This window comes from Nocardia anaemiae NBRC 100462, assembly GCF_001612725.1.
GTDB lineage: Bacteria > Actinomycetota > Actinomycetes > Mycobacteriales > Mycobacteriaceae > Nocardia > Nocardia anaemiae.
The window spans coordinates 55,131-72,948 of the sequence record NZ_BDAZ01000068.1; the positions used below are offsets into that span (position 1 = coordinate 55,131).

The 17,818-nt window shown below is 65.8% G+C and carries 17 protein-coding genes; 4 read left to right on the forward strand and 13 right to left on the reverse strand.

Features of this window, described 5'->3' with window-relative positions; translation table 11 throughout:
• The first annotated feature begins 41 nt into the window (after positions 1-41).
• Positions 42-980 carry a hypothetical protein gene (locus NA5_RS32060; RefSeq protein WP_062992761.1) on the forward strand — a complete coding sequence of 313 codons (939 nt, stop codon included), beginning with the start codon at positions 42-44 and terminating at the stop codon, positions 978-980.
• Between the two features lie 14 nt (positions 981-994).
• On the opposite strand, the gene NA5_RS32065 is transcribed toward NA5_RS32060, so the two are convergent.
• From NA5_RS32065 to ligD, 8 genes are all read right to left on the reverse strand, one after another.
• Entirely contained in the window at positions 995-1,462 is a 468-nt protein-coding gene (locus NA5_RS32065; protein WP_157110751.1) for a hypothetical protein, read from the reverse strand.
• Positions 1,463-1,852: 390 nt separating this feature from the next.
• Positions 1,853-2,623 (reverse strand): MerR family transcriptional regulator, encoded by a 771-nt coding sequence (locus NA5_RS32070; protein ID WP_062992791.1) that lies wholly within the window; start codon positions 2,621-2,623, stop codon positions 1,853-1,855.
• Between the two features lie 93 nt (positions 2,624-2,716).
• Positions 2,717-4,228, reverse strand: a complete 1,512-nt coding sequence (locus NA5_RS32075; RefSeq protein ID WP_062992763.1) for a flavin-containing monooxygenase — start codon at positions 4,226-4,228, stop codon at positions 2,717-2,719.
• A complete protein-coding gene (locus NA5_RS40860; protein ID WP_062992764.1) occupies positions 4,225-5,151 on the reverse strand; it encodes a hypothetical protein in 927 nt (308 codons plus the stop codon). The genes NA5_RS32075 and NA5_RS40860 overlap by 4 nt, the downstream gene beginning before the upstream one ends.
• 2 nt (positions 5,152-5,153) lie before the next feature.
• Entirely contained in the window at positions 5,154-6,059 is a 906-nt protein-coding gene (locus NA5_RS32085) for an SDR family NAD(P)-dependent oxidoreductase (RefSeq protein ID WP_062992765.1), read from the reverse strand.
• 1 nt (position 6,060) lies between these two features.
• Positions 6,061-7,047 carry an alpha/beta hydrolase gene (locus NA5_RS32090; RefSeq protein WP_062992766.1) on the reverse strand — a complete coding sequence of 329 codons (987 nt, stop codon included), beginning with the start codon at positions 7,045-7,047 and terminating at the stop codon, positions 6,061-6,063.
• 181 nt (positions 7,048-7,228) lie between these two features.
• Complete coding sequence (locus NA5_RS32095) at positions 7,229-8,185, reverse strand: D-isomer specific 2-hydroxyacid dehydrogenase family protein (RefSeq protein ID WP_062992767.1); 957 nt, start codon at positions 8,183-8,185, stop codon at positions 7,229-7,231.
• Positions 8,186-8,329: 144 nt separating this feature from the next.
• Positions 8,330-9,286, reverse strand: coding sequence for a non-homologous end-joining DNA ligase (ligD, locus tag NA5_RS32100; RefSeq protein WP_062992768.1), 957 nt, complete (start codon positions 9,284-9,286; stop codon positions 8,330-8,332).
• Between the two features lie 176 nt (positions 9,287-9,462).
• Here ligD and NA5_RS32105 point away from each other — a divergent pair, with 176 nt between their 5' ends.
• The gene (locus NA5_RS32105) at positions 9,463-9,672 is read left to right on the forward strand and encodes a hypothetical protein (RefSeq protein WP_157110752.1); all 210 of its coding nucleotides are present in this window, start codon (positions 9,463-9,465) and stop codon (positions 9,670-9,672) included.
• Between the two features lie 28 nt (positions 9,673-9,700).
• Here NA5_RS32105 and NA5_RS40865 read toward each other — a convergent pair whose 3' ends face one another.
• Entirely contained in the window at positions 9,701-9,859 is a 159-nt protein-coding gene (locus NA5_RS40865) for a hypothetical protein (RefSeq protein WP_157110753.1), read from the reverse strand.
• Positions 9,860-9,969: 110 nt separating this feature from the next.
• Complete coding sequence (locus NA5_RS32110; protein WP_062992792.1) at positions 9,970-12,093, reverse strand: RecQ family ATP-dependent DNA helicase; 2,124 nt, start codon at positions 12,091-12,093, stop codon at positions 9,970-9,972.
• Positions 12,094-12,394: 301 nt separating this feature from the next.
• Between NA5_RS32110 and NA5_RS32115 the strand changes: the two genes are divergently transcribed.
• Positions 12,395-12,877, forward strand: coding sequence for a hypothetical protein (locus tag NA5_RS32115; RefSeq protein WP_062992793.1), 483 nt, complete (start codon positions 12,395-12,397; stop codon positions 12,875-12,877).
• 158 nt (positions 12,878-13,035) lie between these two features.
• On the opposite strand, the gene NA5_RS32120 is transcribed toward NA5_RS32115, so the two are convergent.
• Positions 13,036-14,259 (reverse strand): RtcB family protein, encoded by a 1,224-nt coding sequence (locus NA5_RS32120; protein WP_062992770.1) that lies wholly within the window; start codon positions 14,257-14,259, stop codon positions 13,036-13,038.
• A 164-nt stretch (positions 14,260-14,423) separates the two neighbouring features.
• Here NA5_RS32120 and NA5_RS32125 point away from each other — a divergent pair, with 164 nt between their 5' ends.
• Positions 14,424-15,158, forward strand: coding sequence for a DsbA family protein (locus NA5_RS32125; RefSeq protein WP_062992771.1), 735 nt, complete (start codon positions 14,424-14,426; stop codon positions 15,156-15,158).
• Positions 15,159-15,211: 53 nt separating this feature from the next.
• On the opposite strand, the gene NA5_RS32130 is transcribed toward NA5_RS32125, so the two are convergent.
• On the reverse strand, positions 15,212-16,297 hold the full coding sequence (locus NA5_RS32130) for an amidohydrolase family protein (RefSeq protein ID WP_062992772.1): 1,086 nt from the start codon (positions 16,295-16,297) through the stop codon (positions 15,212-15,214).
• Position 16,298: 1 nt separating this feature from the next.
• The gene (locus tag NA5_RS32135; RefSeq protein ID WP_062992773.1) at positions 16,299-17,672 is read right to left on the reverse strand and encodes a type I glutamate--ammonia ligase; all 1,374 of its coding nucleotides are present in this window, start codon (positions 17,670-17,672) and stop codon (positions 16,299-16,301) included.
• Between the last annotated feature and the right edge of the window lie 146 nt (positions 17,673-17,818).

The window sequence follows — 17,818 nt, forward strand, 5'->3', positions numbered from 1 at the left end:
ATCCGGTCACCGCGCACGCCGGAGCCGAGCAGGGCGCGGGCATGAGCGAGGTCGCTGGCACGTCGTCCTCGGGTGTCCTCGATTCCGTCGTCCGCATCGGGCGCTTCACCGCGGTCATGTACAAACCGCACTACGTCCTGTATGGCGTGCTGTGGGTGCTGGCCCTGGAGGGCACCGCAGCGCTTGTGTCACAACCGGATTCGTCCTGGCATCCGACCGGGTCCACGGTTTTGCGCATTGTCGTCGTCGCTTTCGTCCTGCTGTATCTGCGCATGGTCGACGAACAGAAGGACCTCGACTACGACCGGGTGCACAACCCGGACCGCCCCTTGGTCACCGGTGCGATCTCCGCCGCCGAACTGCGTGCCGCCATGGCCGTCATCGCCATCGGTGCGATCGCCGCCAGCCTGACGCTTTCGGTGGTCTCCGCGCTCATGATCGCCGCGGTCCTCGGCTACGGCCTGGCGCTATGGGGTCTCGAGCGACTATCGGCGACCATCCGAACCGATATCCTGGCGAACCTGGCCGTCACATATCCGGTTCAACTCCTGGTCACCGCCTATATCGTGCTGTCCGCCGCCGATACCGGCGAGGCTCGCGCCACCTGGAAGACCGCGGTCGCCGCCCTGATCTTCGCGGGCGCGTTCCTGCAATTCGAATTCGCCCGCAAGACTTCTCGCACACCACGCACCGACGAGCACTTCTACTCCAACGCCCTCGGTGCGATGGGCAGCACCGCGTTCGGACTGCTGTGCGCCGCCATCGCCGCCGCCACCGACATCGCCCTCGTCCAACCGTGGACGTACCCATCGGCGCGGGCCGTGATCGCCTGGATTCCGTTGGTGCTCTTACTGCTTCCCATCTGGGGCGCGGTGAAGTTCGTGCGCGGCAGCAAGCCGGACTATCCGGTGCTCCCGGCGGTCCTGTTCATCCTGACGCTGTACTTGGTGCTGATCGTGCAGGCGATCACGCTGACGTAAGCGCGACGCCGATTTCAGCCGGTCGGCAGGCACGCCGATCCGAGATCGACGCCCGTACCGACGCGCACCCCGACCGAGCCTTCCGACTCCGGCGTGTAATTGCCGCCCACATACTTCGCCCGCAGCGTGTGATTGCCAGTGGTGGTTGGCTTCCAATCGACCTGGGCGGTCAACGAGACACCGTTGGACGGCGTCGCCTTGTTCACCGTTGGTGTGACACTGCCGAGGAATGTGGTGTCATCCCAGAACTCTACCGGCGGAATGTAATTCCCGAGTCCGAGCGCCGAACTCCCGGCCACCGTCGCCTTCACCTGCGCCGTGCATCCGGTGGCCGCCGACCCGGATAGCGTCACCGTGGTGGTGACATCCCCCGGTGCGCCCACGGCGGCACCGGATGCCAGCAGCGATCCGCCTCCCCACGCGACCACTGCGGCCAAAGCCGCTACCCCGGACGAAATACGACGAACAGCTGTGACGGCCATATCGGCTCCTGCACTCGCGAGACTTCGACCGATCCAGTTTCGACACTGCCGTGCGCGATCGCAAGTTCCTACGGCGCGGGGCCGAGGTAACGGTTGTGTTGCCATGGGCGCACATGGCGTTGATTTCGCTGGAATTGGGAATTCTTGGTGACACGTCCCGTGAGCGGAATGAGGTGCCACATGAACACAGTGGTATGCGGCGACTGCTGGCGTCGCGAAAACTTGACGTTCGCACAGCGACTCGACCCGGCCTTCATCCGGCCCGGATTTGCCTATCTGTGCCCGGAGCACCGAGCCTGCCGAGCCGAAACGCTCGGTCGGCCCGAGCTCGGACAATCGGCGGCGTGAACCCCCGAAACCAACGCGCACCCCAGCGAATTTCGCTGGCGGTCAAGGCGCGTCGGGCAATGAACCGGTACGTCCGCGTTCGCGCTCCGCGGCGGTGGCGAGGTAATCGCCCAACTCGCGCCGCAGCGTGACATCGAGCGACCGGGCAAGGGTGGCGTGCACCGAGGCGACGGCCAGTTCGCGCATTTTGTTGAGCATCGTTGTGGTGTCGGCGATTTCGCTGCTGGTTTCGGGCAGCCAGCCGGGCCCGTGTTCGTCGACGATGTGCTGTTTGGCGGCCGTGATCATGATGTGGGTGATGTCATCGATGCGGTCGGCGACCTTGGCGTAGATCTCGATGAGGGTGCGCAGTTCCAGGCCGTATTCGTGCAATTCGGCGAATGAGGTGAGCAGTGCGGTATCGGTGAAGGCGACGGTATCGCCCTCGAGCCGCACCAGCTTCATCTCCGCGAGCCGGTCGACGAGTTCATCGGTATCGGTGCCGAGGATGGTCCCGATCAGTTCGCGGGGCACCTCGAAGGTTTCGTCCTTGGCCCAGCTGGCCGTCACCGCGTGCTGCAGGCCGAGCACCTCGGTGAGGTCCTTGCCGGTCTCCCAGCTGGTGATGAAATCGGCGATATGGGCGGTGGTGAAGCCGCGCTGCAGCAGCGCGTCGATGAGGCGCAGTCGCTCCAGATGCGAATCGTCGTAGATGCTGGCGCGCCCGTCCTTGCCGACCGGGGGCGGTAGTAGTCCGCGTTCCTGGTAAGCGCGCACATTCCGGCTCGTGGTGCCCGCGGTGCGGGCGAGATCATCGATCCGGTACTCCGGCACCGATATCACCTCCCATAGCGACTAGGGCCTGCTGCATCGGCGGCCGGAATAGGTCGAGGCGAGTCTAACGTCCCGGCCGCCGGTGACCGTCACCTAGGAAACCGCCGTGATCCGCGACTTCGTCGTGCGCGCGGCGGGTACGACGTGATAGTCATCGAGGTTCACCGACCGCAGCTGGCCCACGTACTGGGTGGCGAAACCCGGATACATGGTCGCATTGAACCCGTCCTCGGTGAGATACCAACTGCGGCAACCGGAATTCCAGGTGGTGGCGCCGAGCCGCCGCTGGATCGCCGCGTTGTAGCGTTCCTGGCGGTCCATGCGCACGTCGAGCATGCGCAGGTTCCGGTCCAGGATGGTGCCGATCGCGCTCACCAGATAATCGATCTGGGCCTCCATGTACACCAGCGCCGAATTGTGTCCCGGTCCCGAATTCGGTCCGAAGGTGAAGAACAGATTCGGGTACCCGGATACCGCGATGCTCTTGTAGGCATAGGCGCCGTGGCGCCACTCCTCGGCGAGTACCCGCCCGTCACGGCCGACGACCGGGATGGGCGTGCCGGTCTTGGAGACATCGAATCCGGTGGCGAAGACGATGCAATCGGCTTGGTGCTCAATACCTTCCGCGGTGCGAATGCCGTGTTCGGCGATGCGGGCGATCGGCCAGGTGATCAGTTTGCAATTCTCGCGCTGCAGCGCCGGATAGTAATCGTCGGTCATCAGCAGGCGCTTGCATCCGGCCCGGAAATCTGGGGTGAGCTGGCGGCGCAGCCACGGATCCTTGACCTGCCTGCGCAGCTGAGCCCGCCCGACCAATTCGACCACCCTGGTCAGCGGGGTATTCCAGACCACGCCGAGCGCGACGGATTCGTGTCCGTAGAACCAGGCCAGGCGCGAGAGCGATTCGGCCGCGGGTACCAGGCGGTAGAGCTGCTTGGTCAGTGGCGTGGTGCGCCGATTGACCCGGGGCAGTACCCATCCCGGCGTCCGCTGGAACACCTTGACCGAGGCCGCCTTATCCACCAGCTCCGGAATGATCTGCACCGCGCTGGCTCCGGTGCCGACGACCGCGACCTTCTTACCGGTGAAGTCGTAGTCGTGATCCCAACGGGCACTGTGGATCTTGTGTCCCCGGTAGTCCTCGATACCGGGGATATTCGGCAGACTCGCATTGGCCAGCGGTCCGGAGGCCAACACCACCGTTCTGGCGCGGACGGCCTCCGCGCGGCCTTCGATACTGATGTTCCAGATCCCGGCGTCCTCATCGAACGCGATCCGCGTGACGTTGTGGCCGAAGCGGAAGTGCTTGTGCAGTCCGAACTTCGCGGCCATCGACTCGATATAGCCGAGGATTTCGCTACTGCCCGAGTAGGTGTGCGACCAATTCGGGTTCGGCGCGAAACTGTAGGAGTACAGCCGCGACGGGATATCGCACGCCGCACCGGGATAGGTATTGTCGCGCCAGGTCCCACCGATCGCGGTGCCGCGTTCGAAGATCGCGAAATCGCCGATTCCCTTTTGCTTCAGGCGAATCGCGGCGCCGATACCGGCGAATCCGCCGCCGATAATGGCGACATCCAGGGTATGCATGGCTTCCTTCGTCATGCCGCGGGCTCGTAGGTGAGTTCTTTGGACCAGGTCGGCTGCGGGCGCAGCAGCCGCTTCGGCACCCGTGCGGTGATCTTGACCAGTGCGTCGGCCAGCAGGTGGTAGGGGTGGCCGCGGTTGATCACCCAGCCGCCGTGCATCTTCACGATCTGATACATCGGCAGTCTGCGCGCGAATTCACTGCGCTCGCCGACATTCGCGTAGCGCTTCAGCGCGGCGTACAGCTTCTCCTCGTCGACGCCCATTTCGACGATGTTGTCGCGCATCTTGTTCAGCAGCGGCACATAGCTCAGCACGCCGATGATGAACGTAGGCTTGGCCCACCCGCCGACCAGATCGATGAGCAGCTTGCGCATCTGCGCGTGGCCGAGCAGATCCATCACCGCGAAATCGACTGCCAGATGCCGGGATTCGTCGGCATTGATCTTCTTGAAGGCCTCCTGGCAGATCGGATCCTCGATCTCGTCCATGATGAACTTGATCAGCGCACCGTCCAGCGCCACCTCCAGCATCGGAATCACCGTGCCGAGGAATGACAGCGACATATCGTCGGAGTATTGGTCCAGGAAGTCGATGACCAGCTTGACATTGACATTCGGCTGCGGAATCTCGTCGCCGTCGAGCATGCCCCAGCGCCGCATCAGCGCGAGTTCGGCATTGGCGTGCTTCTGCTCCTCGGCATGGAAGTAGCGGTAGATCTCGCGCAGGGTTTCGGTCGGCGCCTTCTTCGCCATGGCGGCGAAGCCGCGCGCGCCGACATTCTCGATCCACATCAGATCGGCCATGAACGGTTTGAGTTTGGCGTGCAGTTCGGGCGAAATCGTTTCCGCGCCCGGGGCGTCCCAGTCGATATCGGCCAGCGCCCACTGCCGATCCTTGATCTTGCGGAGCATATCGTCGAAGTCCATAGCGTTGGCCATGATCAGACTCCCGTCTTATCGGAGACCGAGGAGCGGTCGGTGGTGGTCGAGTTCTCCTGTGGCAGTAGTCGGTCCAGGAGACCGAGGGCATAGGTGTACGGGGCGGGGAAGTAGCGCTTGAGCCGCCAGATGAGGTGCGCGTCCAGTTGCGGCAGCACATACAGCTGGCCGCGGTCGTGCGCGTCGAGGGTGGTGCGTGCGACGCTGTCGGGGGAGAAGCCGGTCAGGCGCATGAGGGTGTCGGCCAATCGGGCCGATTGCGCGGTAATGCGGCCGTCGCGCGCCACATTCGTCTTGACGAAGGTCGGGCACAGCACGGTGACCGCGACTCCGGTGCCGCTCATCTCGGCGGCCATGGTCTCCGAAAGCGACAGCACCGCGGCCTTGGACGCGTTGTAGACCGCCATCGATGGCGCGGCGGCGAACGCGGCCGCCGATGCGACATTGATGATCCCGCCACGGGAGGCGGCGCGCAGTTGCGGTGCGAAGATCTCGCATCCGTGCACCACACCCCACAGATTGATACCGAGCGCCCACTCCCAGTCGTCGAAACCGATTTCGCCGACCCGCTTTCCACCGATGCCGACACCGGCGTTGTTGACCACCAGCGTGACCGGGCGTTCGAACAGCGATTCGGCAAAGCGCGCAAGGACTTCCACTTCCTCGCGACGCGAAACATCGCAGCGGAACGCGTGCGCCGCACCGGGATGGTTGCGCTCGATGAGAGCGACGGTCTCATCGGCGCGGGATTCATCGATATCGGCGCAGATCACCTGCCCACCGCGCTCGGCTATCTCGACCGCGAAGGCCCGCCCAATACCGCTGCCCGCCCCGGTGACCACCGCGCGGGCGCCATGGCTGCGACGCGGTCGGATGCCGATCGGAATGAGTATTTCCAGTCCGAACATCTCAGCTCACCTTCTTCGTGACGGTCCGGGAAATCAGTGCGGCACGCAGGAATTCGGCGGCCCGATCCAACGCCTTGTCCGCCTCCGGAACCAGCAGCGGCAGTGCCTGGAAGACGTGCACCTGGCCCGGCCAGATTTCGAGTGCGCAGTCGCCGCCCGCAGCACGCACCATCGCGTGCAGGTGTCGGGCATCGGCACTGAGCATTTCCGCGCCGCCCGCCTGGATCAGCAGCGGCGGTATCGCCATACCCGGTGGAATTTGCAACCGCAGGCGCGGTGCGTCGGCGGGCAGGTCGCGGGTATAAGCGTGGGGGAGTCGGCTGGCCGCGCGGGCCGAGATCACCGGATCCCGTTGCCGCCGTTCCTGTTCGGCGGCCAAGCCGAAGGTGAGATCGATCAGCGGCGAGAACATCGCGACGGCGGCGGGCTGCGGCCGGACTCGGCGGTTGTTCTCGATCAGCAGATCCAGCGCGAGATGCCCACCCGCCGAATCGCAGGCGATCACCAGGTCTTGCGCCGCGTAACCGCGGTCGAGCAGCCAGCGGTATCCGGCCTCGACATCATCGGCGGCGGCCGGAAACCGATGCTCCGGCGCGAGCCGGTAGTCGGTGAGGAAGACCGGCAGGCCGGTCTTGCTCGACAGCTGTGCGGCCAGGCCGCGGTGGGTACGAGCGGAGCAGAGGACATAGCCGCTGCCGTGGATGTAGTAGATGGCGCGCTGTCCGAAATCCACGCCCGGCGCGCGGACCCATTCGCCGCGGACAGTTCCGGACCTGACCTGAACGACGGATATGCCACGCGGCGTCGGACCGGCTGTGGCCATGATCGTCGCGATCAGTTTGCGTGCGAACCACACTCCCGGTGCGTTCAGGGGTACCGCGTTGTTCAGCGGCCGCAGCCCGATCTCGCACGCCGCGGCAGCGAGTCTGGACCGTGCCGATGGCACCGTCGGAACGTCGGGGACCGAGGTCCTCGTTGACCTTGTCATGAGCTAAGCGTCAGGCATGAATGTGCCAGTTGTCAATGGCACATTCAAAAGAGGCTTTTACGGTGCGGGCCTGGTTAGCCGCTGCTCCGCGGTGGATCGAGACGCCGGTGCTCATAGAACTTGCCCCGCGGTGCAGCAGCGCCGGGTGGTCGTCGATCATCAGGGACCGGTTCCGGGTGGGTCAGTAACCTCGTTCGGTATCGATCGGCGCGAGCAGAGCGCGTCCGGTGGTGAAGCGCTGCACATTCGCGCCGACATGGTCCGCGAAAGCCGCGAGGCGCAGCTGCGGGGGATTCGAATCATGCGGTGTGACAATGGCATTCGGCAGCACCCAGAGCGGGTGGCCGTCCGGCAGCGGTTCGGGATCGGTGACATCGAGACCGGCGCCGCCGATCGCGCCGGAGGCCAGTGCGCCCACCAGCGCGTCGGTATCGATGAGGCTGCCGCGCGCCACATTGATCACCCAGGACGACGGCTTCAATCGGGCCAGTTCCTCGGCTCCGACCAGGTGTTTGGTCTCGGGCGTCGCGGGCGCGGCGATCACCACGTGATCGGTGCGCGGCCAGATGCGGGCGAGATGTTCGGCCGGAAGGGTCTCGACGGTATCCGGGATTCCAGGACCGGTCACCTGGCGACCGGAGCGGTTGACGGCGATGATGTGCGCGCCGAGCGGGACGAGCATGGGAATCAGGGCGCGTCCGATCCCGCCCGCACCGACAATGGTCACCGTCTTACCGTGCAATGTGCCGACATGCGGGAAGAAATCGTGCTGTCGCCAACTGCCCGCCCGCAGATGCTCCGGCAGATAACGCACTCCGGCGAGCAGCAGCATCAGCGCGTGTTCGGCCACACTCGCCGCGAAAGCGCCTGCGGCGGAAGTGAATCGAATATTCGGATGCCGAGCGAGAATGCCCGCGGTGAACCAGTCCTCGACACCGGCCGCTGGCAGTTGCACCCATTCGATGGACGCTGGCAATTCGTCCGGGAATTCGCCGGGCCCGCCCGCCCAGATCAAGGCCCTGGCCTGCGCCAGATCCGCGACGGTCGCACCACCCTCGACGACGGCCTTGCGCAGTAGTGTCGGCGCGGGCGTCGACGGGCCGATCGCGACCGGAACCGGAACCTCCGCGGCGCTCATAACGACCTCCTGTCGCGGGCAAAACCACTGGCACGGCGCCTGCGGCTGACTCCTTAGCGAACCGTAACACCTGGTGCCCGCCCGCTCCGCGCACCCCGAACTCGCACACAGCCCATACTCCAGGTGCGGGCGGTGTGCGGGCGGTCAGTCCTCGTCGAGATCGACGTCCAGATTGTCGCGGTCGGCCCATTCCAGCAGTTGGTCGATGCGGAACACCGCTTCGTCGATGCCCTCGTGCAGATCGCCGAATTCGGCGAAACGGGCGGGGACCGTTTTCATGGTGAAATCGCGCGGGTCGATCTCGGGTATCTCATCCCAGCGGATGGGCGTGGAGACCGTCGCCTCCGGGACGCCACGGACCGAATAGGCGGCGGCGATGGTGTGGTCGCGGGCGTTCTGGTTGTAGTCGACGAACAGCATTTTCGGATCGCGGTCCTTGCGCCACCAGGTAGTGGTCACATCGTCGGGTGCGCGGCGCTCGACCTCCTGCGCGAAGGCCAGTGCCGCCCGGCGCACCTCGGTGAAGCCCCACTCCGGCGCGATGCGCACATAGATGTGCATGCCCTTGCCGCCAGAGGTTTTCGGCCAGCCGACCGCACCCAACTCGTCGAGCACTTCCCGCGCGACGCCCGCGACTCGCTGCACCCGCGACCACGGGCAATCCGGCATCGGGTCGAGGTCGATGCGCCATTCGTCCGGTCGCTCGGTGTCGTCGCGGCGCGAGTTCCACGGATGGAATTCGACCGTGGACATCTGCACCGCCCAGATGACCTCGGCCAGCTCGGCCACGCAGAGTTCGTCCGCATGTCGGCTGTAGCGCGGAAAGAACACGCGCACCGTGGGAATCCAGTCCGGCGCGCCAGCGGGCAGCCGCTTCTGATGCACCTTGTCGCCCGCGAGCCCCTTGGGGAACCGATGCAGCATGCACGGCCGGTCCCGCAGCGCGCGGACGATGCCGTCGCCGACGCTCAGGTAGTACTGCACCAGGTCGAGCTTGGTCGCACCGGACTCCGGGAAGTAGATCCGGTCCGGGTTGGAGATGCGGACGGTGCGGTCGCCGACGTCGAGTTCGACAGCGGGCGACGCTGACTTACTGGCCACCTGTCCGACGATAACGGCTCGCTGGGTCCACCGCCCGCAAGCCGCTCTTCCCGCGCCTCGGCGAAACCGGCAGCACCGCCGAGATCATCGAACTGCTCGCCGCCACCCGCTGACCCGTGGCTTCGCCGGTTGTGAACACCGATGCCATCCGGGGCGAACGGGCGCACACTGGCCAGATGATGACCAAACTGATGCGAGCGATTCGTCGACTGTTCGGTCGGGGCGGGGTGCCCGCGGGCGGTGGCCGTGGTCCGGGCGAGGCCGGTGGCGGCGCCGCGGGCGTTCGCGAGCCGCGCAGGCCGATACCGCCGGACGACCGGCTCAGCGATACCAAACGGATCGAGCCGGACCCGCCCACGCTTCGACTACCGGACGCACGTCAGTAGGGCGCGTCCGGTAACCATCCGCGCAGGCTCAGTCGGGCTTGCGCAGCTCCGGCATGGGTGGTAGCTCGGTGGTATCGGCCATCGGGTCGACGCGCAGGTTGTCCAAGGATTCGAAGAATGCCTCGGCCGAGCCGTACCGCGCTTTGACCTCCTCGAGCAGCCGTTTTGCGGGCAGGTTCGAGTACATAGGCCTATCGTGACCGACAATTCCCGGTCCGAAACATTAGTTAGCCAAATATTTGCCAGTTTGTTAGTTGCTGATCGGCAAACGCGGACCGAGGTTTCCCGAGAGTCCGGCTAGGTCTGGGTGGCGAGTACGAAGGGCAAAACCGCTGGTGCACCCGCGTTGCGCAGCGCGTGCGCGGCCACAGTCAGCGTCCAGCCGGTATCGGAGAGCGCGTCGACCAGCAGGACCGGACCATCCACCGAACCGAGATCGGGGACCAGCCAGGAATCGAACAGACCGGCCACCCGGTGCGCCGAGTTCGCGGCGGAAACCGGCGGCCGGTCCGGACGCAGTTGCAAGGTGCCGAGGTCACGCAGACGGCCGACCTCGGCGAGGCGGGCGGCGAGCGTGGCGGTGAGCACCGGATAGCGGTGTGATTCGAGGGCCATCACCGCGGTGGGGCGCGTCGCCCAATTCCATTCGCGCAGCACCGCGATGCAGGCGTCGAAAACCGCATCGGGAACCGGATCGTCGGGCGCGTCCAGCAGTGCGCGCAGGCGCTGACCCCAGCCGAGATCGGTGAGCCGACCGAGCGCACGTCCGGTCTCCGCGCCGTTGGTGATCTTGCCGGACAACGGAATTCCGAGTTTGGCCATTCCGGTGGGCCACTGCTTGCGCGGAGCGAGATCGAGGCCGGGGCGGTCGAGTCGAGCGCGGGTCGCGGCGATGGCGGAGGCGTCGATGGTGGTATCGAGGCGGGTGCCCGTGCAGTTGTCGCAGCGACCGCAACCGGGTGCGTCGGCATCGAGCGCGGGTAAGCCGGGATCGTCGAGCTGGCGGCGCAGGAATTGCATCCGGCAGCCGCTGGTGCGCTGATAGTCGATCATGGCCTGCTGTTCCACCTCGCGGGCCGCGGCGAGACGGGCATAGCGCTCGGTGTCATAGACCCACGGCTGTCCGGTGGCGATCCAGCCGCCGCGGACCCGCCGCACCGCACCGTCCACATCGAGCACCTTGAGCACCATTTCCAGTCGCGAGCGGTTCAGCTCCACCAAGGGCTCGAGCGCGACGGTCGAGGTGGCTCGGTCGAAATCCAGTGCGTCCAGTACCGAGCGCACGATGTGTTCGCGCGGAAAGGCAACGGAGGCAAAGTAACTCCAGATCCTGGTGTCCTCTGGACCGGGCAGCAGCACCACCTCGGCGCGATCGGTACCGCGACCCGCACGACCCACCTGCTGGTAGTAGGCGATGGGGGAGGACGGTGCGCCGACGTGCACCACGAAACCCAGATCGGGTTTGTCGAAGCCCATGCCCAGCGCCGAGGTCGCGATGAGCGCCTTCACCTCGTTGTTCAGCAGCGCCGCCTCCAAGGCCTCGCGTTCGGCGGTGTCGGTCTGCCCGGTGTAGGCGGCGACATTGTGTCCATGCGAATTCAGCACGTCGGCGAGATCGTGCGCGGCGGCGACGGTGAGGGTGTAGACGATGCCGGAGCCGGTCAGCTCGTCGAGGTGACCGCTGAGCCATGCGGTGCGCTCGACCGCATCGTCGAAGCGCACCACCGACAGGTGCAGCGATTCGCGATCCAGGGTGCCGCGTAGCACTAGCGTGTCCGTGCCGATCTGGGTGGCGACATCGGTGACCACCCGATCGTTGGCGGTCGCGGTGGTGGCCAGCACCGGCACATCGGAACCGAGATCGGCGATCAGGGTGCGGATGCGGCGGTAATCGGGGCGGAAGTCGTGACCCCAGTCCGAGACGCAGTGCGCCTCGTCGATAACGACGAGTCCGGCGTCGGCGGCGAGTTTGGGCAAAACCTGGTCGCGGAAGTCCGGATTGTTCAGCCGCTCCGGGCTGACCAGCAGCACATCCACCGCACCCGCGGCCACCCGATCGTGGATCTCATCCCATTCGGTGACATTGCCGGAGTTGATCGTCGCCGCGATAACGCCCGCCCGTTCGGCGGCCGCCACCTGGTTGCGCATAAGCGCCAGCAGTGGCGACACGATCACCGTCGGCCCGCGCCCCGCCCGCCGCAGCAGCTTGGCCGCGATGAAATACACCGCCGACTTACCCCAGCCGGTGCGCTGCACCACCAGTGCCCTGCGTCGCTGCACGATCAGCGCCTCGATCGCCGTCCACTGGTCCTCGCGCAGTGCGGCCTGCGGTCCGGCGAGGTCGCGCAGCAACTCCTCGGCCCGTTCCCGCAGGTCGGGTGCGGTGAGGTCGATCGCTGAAGTACCGGCCGCGGTGGTCATGCGCTCCATCGTGCCTGATGCCACCGACATCGATGGCGACGGCCGTGCAGGGTCGTTCGCCGAAGGGTTCGGCGGATGGAAGGTCCCGAGCGCTACCGCGCAGCGCCTCGCGGATTCGCGACGAAACGTTCGACTTCGAGACGGAATGCCTGTGATAGCCGCGGGCAAGTGCAGCGTCAGCGAGGTACAGCGGCCCGGTCACGCTCGCGGGCACCTCGGCGAAAAAGGCGAAATATCGCCGGGCAACCGGCAATCGGGTGAGACGATTGCTCCGCACCGTGGGACCGCGCAGGAGGTAGCGATGACGAATTACGAGCCGCCCCCGGGTTGGTCTCCACCCGGTGCCCAATTCCGCAGTACCGGTGGATTCGGGCGGACCGTTTTCGGCATATTGACCGGCCTGGTAGTGACACCGGTCGGGATCGGACTCGCCGCGCACGCGGCGATGGATACCCGGCAGTGGGTCATTCTCGGATCCGCGGCGAACCGGGCCGGATCGACGTTCCAGATCGTCGGTGGCGCACTGTTGCTACTGCTGGTCGCCGCGCTTGCCGCGTACTCACCGGCCGGGACGGTGCTGGCCGGACTGGTCTGGGGTGTGGTGCCGGGCTTCGTGTATTTCCTGTTCCCGGATGACACCTGGCGAATCATTCATGACGACCTACCGCTGTTATCCGATGAGATGCGCCAAGCACTGATCACCTGGGTGACCAGCGGTTTCCCCTTCATCCTCGGTGTGCTGCTGCTCGGTGCGGGCGTGGCGGGGACGTTGCGGCGCAACTGAAGCGCCCAGGCCGAATTGCGATGGTGCGCACCGCAATTCGGCCTGCCGAGTCGAGGCCCCCGCTACTGGCCGCGTCTCACCGGCAACACATATTCCGGATATCGCTGAGCGCTTTCGGGCCGAATTGCGGTTGTGCCTACCGCAATTCGGCTGTCATATCACCCTTTCACGCACAGCACCTGATGCAGCGTCGCGACGATATCGACCAGATCGCTTTGTGCCGCGATGACCTCGTCGATGTCCTTGTACGCGGCCGGGATCTCGTCGACCACACCCGCATCCTTGCGCGATTCCACGCCCTCGGTCTGCGCGATCAGATCCGCGACGGTGAACTGCCGCTTCGCGGCGTTGCGGCTCATCCGCCGACCCGCACCGTGCGATGCCGACTGGAACGAGGCCGGATTCCCCTTGCCGCGCACTACATATGAGCGCGTACCCATCGAACCCGGAATCAGCGCCATATCGCCAGCGCCCGCCCGGACGGCACCCTTACGGGTCACCAGCATCGGCACGCCGTCGATCTCCTCCTCCGCCACATAATTATGGTGGCAACTGATCGGCTCGTCGAAATGTACTTCGCGTCCGGCGAATTCCGCGCGCACCGCACCGCATACCAGTGACAGCATGACCGTGCGGTTGCGTGCGGCGTATTCCTGCGCCCAGGTGAGATCGCGCCGGTAGGCTTCCATTTCCGGTGTGCCGGAAAGGAATACGGCCAGATCGCGATCGGGTAGGTCCTGGTTGTGTGGGAGTGCGCGCGCGACGGTTATATGCCGTTCGGCGAGTTCCTTGCCGATATTGCGGCTACCGGAGTGCAGCAGGATCCACACCGAATCGTGCTCGTCCAGGCAGATTTCGATGAAGTGGTTGCCGGAGCCGAGCGAGCCGATCTGCTTGTGCGCCTTCGATTCCAGCGCCTGCACGCCCGGATGCAGTGCACCGAATTCGGACCAGAACCGCCCCCAGCCGCGGACATGCCGGGCCAGTTCGCCGTGTGAGGCGGCGAACTGCGCGCCCAGCTTCGCGACATCGACCGCGTCCTTGTGCGCCTGGAACCCCACCGGCACCGCCGCCTCGATCCGCGAGCGCATCGAATGCAGATTGTCCGGCAGGTCGGCGGCGGTGAGGTCGGTCTGCACGCTCTCCATGCCGCAGCCGATATCCACCCCGACAGCCGCGGGCGCGACCGCATCGCGCATCGCGATCACCGAGCCGACCGTCGCACCCTTGCCGAGGTGCACGTCGGGCATGACGCGGACGCCGTGGACCCATGGCAGTTGCGCGATATTCCGCAGCTGCCGCAGCGCGGCCTGCTCGATTTCGTGCTCGTCGGCCCACATGAGCGTCTGCGCCCTGGTGCCGCGCAGCTCGACGGGAAACATGGGAAGCGTCCTTTCTCGTTTCGGTCTGTTCCCCATCAACGCTAGATACCCGCAGGTCCATGCGCACTTGATTATCGATGGGTCATCACCGGACGAGCGCACTGTGTTCTACAACCGCTATCGTGCGGGGCGGAAAGTTCGGCGAGCGAAAGAGTGGTGAAGCGGTGAGCATCCCTCAGGGTGGATGGTCGGGTCCACCGTCGGCGGCGCGGTCCAGCAACAGCGCAGTCGTCGTTCTGGTGGTGGTCGCCGCACTGATATTCGTTGTGGTCGGCGTGGTCGGCGTAGTCGTGGTGCAGAAGAGCAACGTCGTCTCGGGTGTCGCGATGGCCGCCAGTTCCGAGGCGACCCCGGCGGGCGTGACCGCGGCCGGTGCGGTGCGCGTCGGCGATGCGAATGCGAAGGTCGTCGTTCGGGTGGTCGCGGACCTGCAGTGCCCCGCATGTAAACAATTCGAGAAACGCAACGCCAAGACTCTGGAAGACGCCGCCAAGAACGGCACCGCGATCATCGAGTACGACGTGATCTCATTCTTGGACCGCGCGTCCAGCACCCAGTACTCCTCGCGCGCCGCGAACGCCTCGTATTGTGTTGCCGGACAAGACCATTCGAAATATCAGGGCTGGTTCGCCGCGATGTTCGAACAGCAGCCCGCCGAGGGCGGCAGTGGTCTGCCCGACAGTAAACTGGTCGAGATCGCCAAGAACGCGGGCTACACCGACCCGTCGGTCGCCCAGTGCATTACCGATCGCACATACGACAGCTATGTCCGTGACAAGACCGACCGGGTCCTCAACGGCGACGTCAACGCCACCCCGACCGTCTTCGTCAACGGCAAGAAGCTCGACTCCAGCCAGCTGTCCAACGGCCTGGACGCCGCCATCGCCGCTGCGCGTTAGCGCCGTCGAGCGTAGTCGAATGGTCGTTGCCGCCGCCGCGTTCGGCCGCCGTATCACTGCCTTCGGCGAGCAGCCGGAACCGATGGCGGGTAGGTGCGCACGGCGTTTCCACGGGCGATCGCGATGACGAGCCCTTCGGCATCAGCGAGGGTAATGGTGTGGTCGGCGATCCATTCGTCCAGTAGTCGGCCGAGACCGCGCCGCCACAGCAGTGCGCCGAGGTAGTGCAGCTCGGGGAGTCCGTAGCCGTCGGAGGAGTAGAGCATCGATCGGAACGGCGCGAGTTCGAGCGCTTCCGCCAGTACCGCCTCGGCTCGATGCCCCACATAGGGAATCGTCAGGCCGAGGTCCAGGTGCACGTGGTGGAAGGCGTGCGCGAGGTAGGCGGCATTGCGGTGGAAGGGCCAGCAGTGCAGCAGCATGACCGATAGGCCGGAGTCCGCGGTGAAGTGCAGGAAGTCGGTGAGCAGTAATGGATCGGCCTGTTGCAGCCGCAGATCGGTGTCGCCGAATCCGGTGTGGAACTGCAGCGGCAGGCCTAATTCCGCGCCGATGCGGGCGCCGAGTCCGACCAGCCAGCCGAGTGTCGCCGGATCGGTGAGGCGCAGTTCGTGGATGATCGTCGACGGCAGCGTATCGGTGATCGGGAAGTTCAGACCATAGCGGTAGGCCACGATCGTCTTGAGCCCGACGGCATTTCGGGCCCGACTGCGCAAGGTGGTTTCGATATCCTCGAAAGGCATTGTCGCGGTGCTGACTTCGGTGATCACCTGTTCGGCTACCTGTTCGAGCCGGACGATCTCACGCACCTCGCCAGGTGCGAGCGCGGCGAATTCCGCTCGGTCACCGCCCAATCCGGTATCGAGAAACCATCGGGTGGTGCCGGAGGCGTGCAGCAGTCGGGTGGCCGCTGCGCGCCAGCCGAGCTCGGCCCTGCGGGCCAGATACCGCTCCGGCTCGGCATGCGGTTCCAGGTCGAGAACCGGTGCGCACCAACGCCTTACCGCCAGACCGATCGCCGAATCGAAGCTGCCGCATTGCCCCTCGCCGAGCAGTCGCTCGAAGCCAGGGCGGTCCAGATCCCCGGCGACAACGCCGTGACAATGGTGATCGGTTAGCGCGACACCATCGGTGAGCACGCTAGAACCGCCAGCGGGTCATCTCGACCACCTTGGCCGGGCTGATGTCACGATAGCGTTCGGCCTCGGCGCGGCGCACGGTGAGCAGCGCATCGTGCAGTTCGACGCCGAGTGCCTCGACGAGCACCTTGGAGTCGGCGAGTGCGTCGGCGGCCTCCATCGAACTGGTCGGCAACCGCCGCACACCCGACAGCATGAGTTGCTCGGCATCGAATCCCATTGGGTCACCGGTGATGTCGGCGGGCAGTCGCAGTTCTTCGGCGACACCGGCGAGTCCGGCGGCAATGACCGTGCCGACGATCAGATACGGGTTGCCGGTCGCGTCGAAACATTTGACCTCGGCATTGGCCGCCCAGTCCTGGGTGCCCTGCACGCCGGTGATGAAGCGCAGCGCCGCCTCCCGCGTCTCCCGTCCCCAGCACTGCCAGACCCCGGCCCATCGCGACGGTTGCAGCCGCAGGAAGCTCGCCGGATTGCCCGCGCCGACCGCGACCAGTGCGGGCAGTTCCCGCAGCACACCGGCCAGGAATGCCTCGCCGGTGCGGCGCATGCCATAGGGGCCCTCGCCTTGGGCCAACAGCGGCCCTTCGTCGTCGTGCAGCGAAAAATGCAGGTGCGCACCGGAACCCGCGCCACCGGGCTCGATACAGGGAGCCAGCAGTGCACGCCAACCGTATTGCGCGCTCACCTGCCGGATGGTGTGCCGGACCAGGATCGCGTCATCGGCGGCCGCGACCGGATCGTTGGGCGCGACCGACAATTCCAGTTGCGACAGTGCGTATTCCGGGTGGAACTGATCGACGGCGACCTCCTGACGCTCCAAGGCCGCGACGAGATCACTGGCGTACTCACCCACCTGGCTCAACCGGATCATGCTGTAGGCGGGCCCGTATACCACTGGGACGAAATCGTTTTCGATATCCCCGCGCCCGACCGACCACTCCGTCTCGAATGCCATCGACAGCCGTAGCCCGGCATGCTCGGCCGCCTGCGCCTGCCGGGTCGCGAAGGCGCGCTGACATCCGACGAAGCGGCTGCCGTCCTGGCTGAACTTATCGGCAGGCGCCCATGCCCACCCCGGCTGGCAGGCGAGTTCGGTCAATCGCGACAGATCGGGAATCAGCCGCAGATCACCATCGGGCCCGCCGAGATACCTCCCGACCGACATCAGATCATCGAAGGTGAACGTCTCGAAACAGGGCGAAACCCCGATCCCGAATCTCGCGGCCTGGGCCAACCGCCCCTTCGGCACCGCCTTCACCCTGGTTATCCCGGCATTATCGACAAACGTCATGGCGACCATATGGGCCTCGAGGTGCCCGATCAACGCGTCATGGGCACCCTCGGCCGGTATCCGATCCGGCATAGTAGGCATGAATCCCAAGATAATCCGCCCCCGCCCGCTTCGGGACGGACTCGGGCTACCTCGTCGCGCCGCGGCTATCCGGCCGCTTATGATCGACCTGTCGGGACCAGCTGGTTTTCGCCTCGAGAGGTGAGTACATGAGTCGCTCGTGGAGC

What these genes read in the sequence shown, in the direction of transcription:
- NA5_RS32095 (WP_062992767.1), bottom strand. Translation starts at nt 8,185, where the DNA reads ATGAGCGCCGCGGAGGTTCCGGTTCCGGTCGCGATCGGCCCGTCGACG.
- NA5_RS32085 (WP_062992765.1), bottom strand. Translation starts at nt 6,059, where the DNA reads ATGTTCGGACTGGAAATACTCATTCCGATCGGCATCCGACCGCGTCGC.
- NA5_RS32110 (WP_062992792.1), bottom strand. Translation starts at nt 12,093, where the DNA reads ATGACCACCGCGGCCGGTACTTCAGCGATCGACCTCACCGCACCCGAC.
- NA5_RS32065 (WP_157110751.1), bottom strand. Translation starts at nt 1,462, where the DNA reads ATGGCCGTCACAGCTGTTCGTCGTATTTCGTCCGGGGTAGCGGCTTTG.
- NA5_RS32105 (WP_157110752.1), top strand. Translation starts at nt 9,463, where the DNA reads ATGATGACCAAACTGATGCGAGCGATTCGTCGACTGTTCGGTCGGGGC.
- NA5_RS32115 (WP_062992793.1), top strand. Translation starts at nt 12,395, where the DNA reads ATGACGAATTACGAGCCGCCCCCGGGTTGGTCTCCACCCGGTGCCCAA.
- NA5_RS40865 (WP_157110753.1), bottom strand. Translation starts at nt 9,859, where the DNA reads ATGTACTCGAACCTGCCCGCAAAACGGCTGCTCGAGGAGGTCAAAGCG.
- NA5_RS32135 (WP_062992773.1), bottom strand. Translation starts at nt 17,672, where the DNA reads ATGCCTACTATGCCGGATCGGATACCGGCCGAGGGTGCCCATGACGCG.
- NA5_RS40860 (WP_062992764.1), bottom strand. Translation starts at nt 5,151, where the DNA reads ATGGCCAACGCTATGGACTTCGACGATATGCTCCGCAAGATCAAGGAT.
- NA5_RS32060 (WP_062992761.1), top strand. Translation starts at nt 42, where the DNA reads ATGAGCGAGGTCGCTGGCACGTCGTCCTCGGGTGTCCTCGATTCCGTC.
- NA5_RS32120 (WP_062992770.1), bottom strand. Translation starts at nt 14,259, where the DNA reads ATGTTTCCCGTCGAGCTGCGCGGCACCAGGGCGCAGACGCTCATGTGG.
- NA5_RS32075 (WP_062992763.1), bottom strand. Translation starts at nt 4,228, where the DNA reads ATGACGAAGGAAGCCATGCATACCCTGGATGTCGCCATTATCGGCGGC.
- NA5_RS32090 (WP_062992766.1), bottom strand. Translation starts at nt 7,047, where the DNA reads ATGACAAGGTCAACGAGGACCTCGGTCCCCGACGTTCCGACGGTGCCA.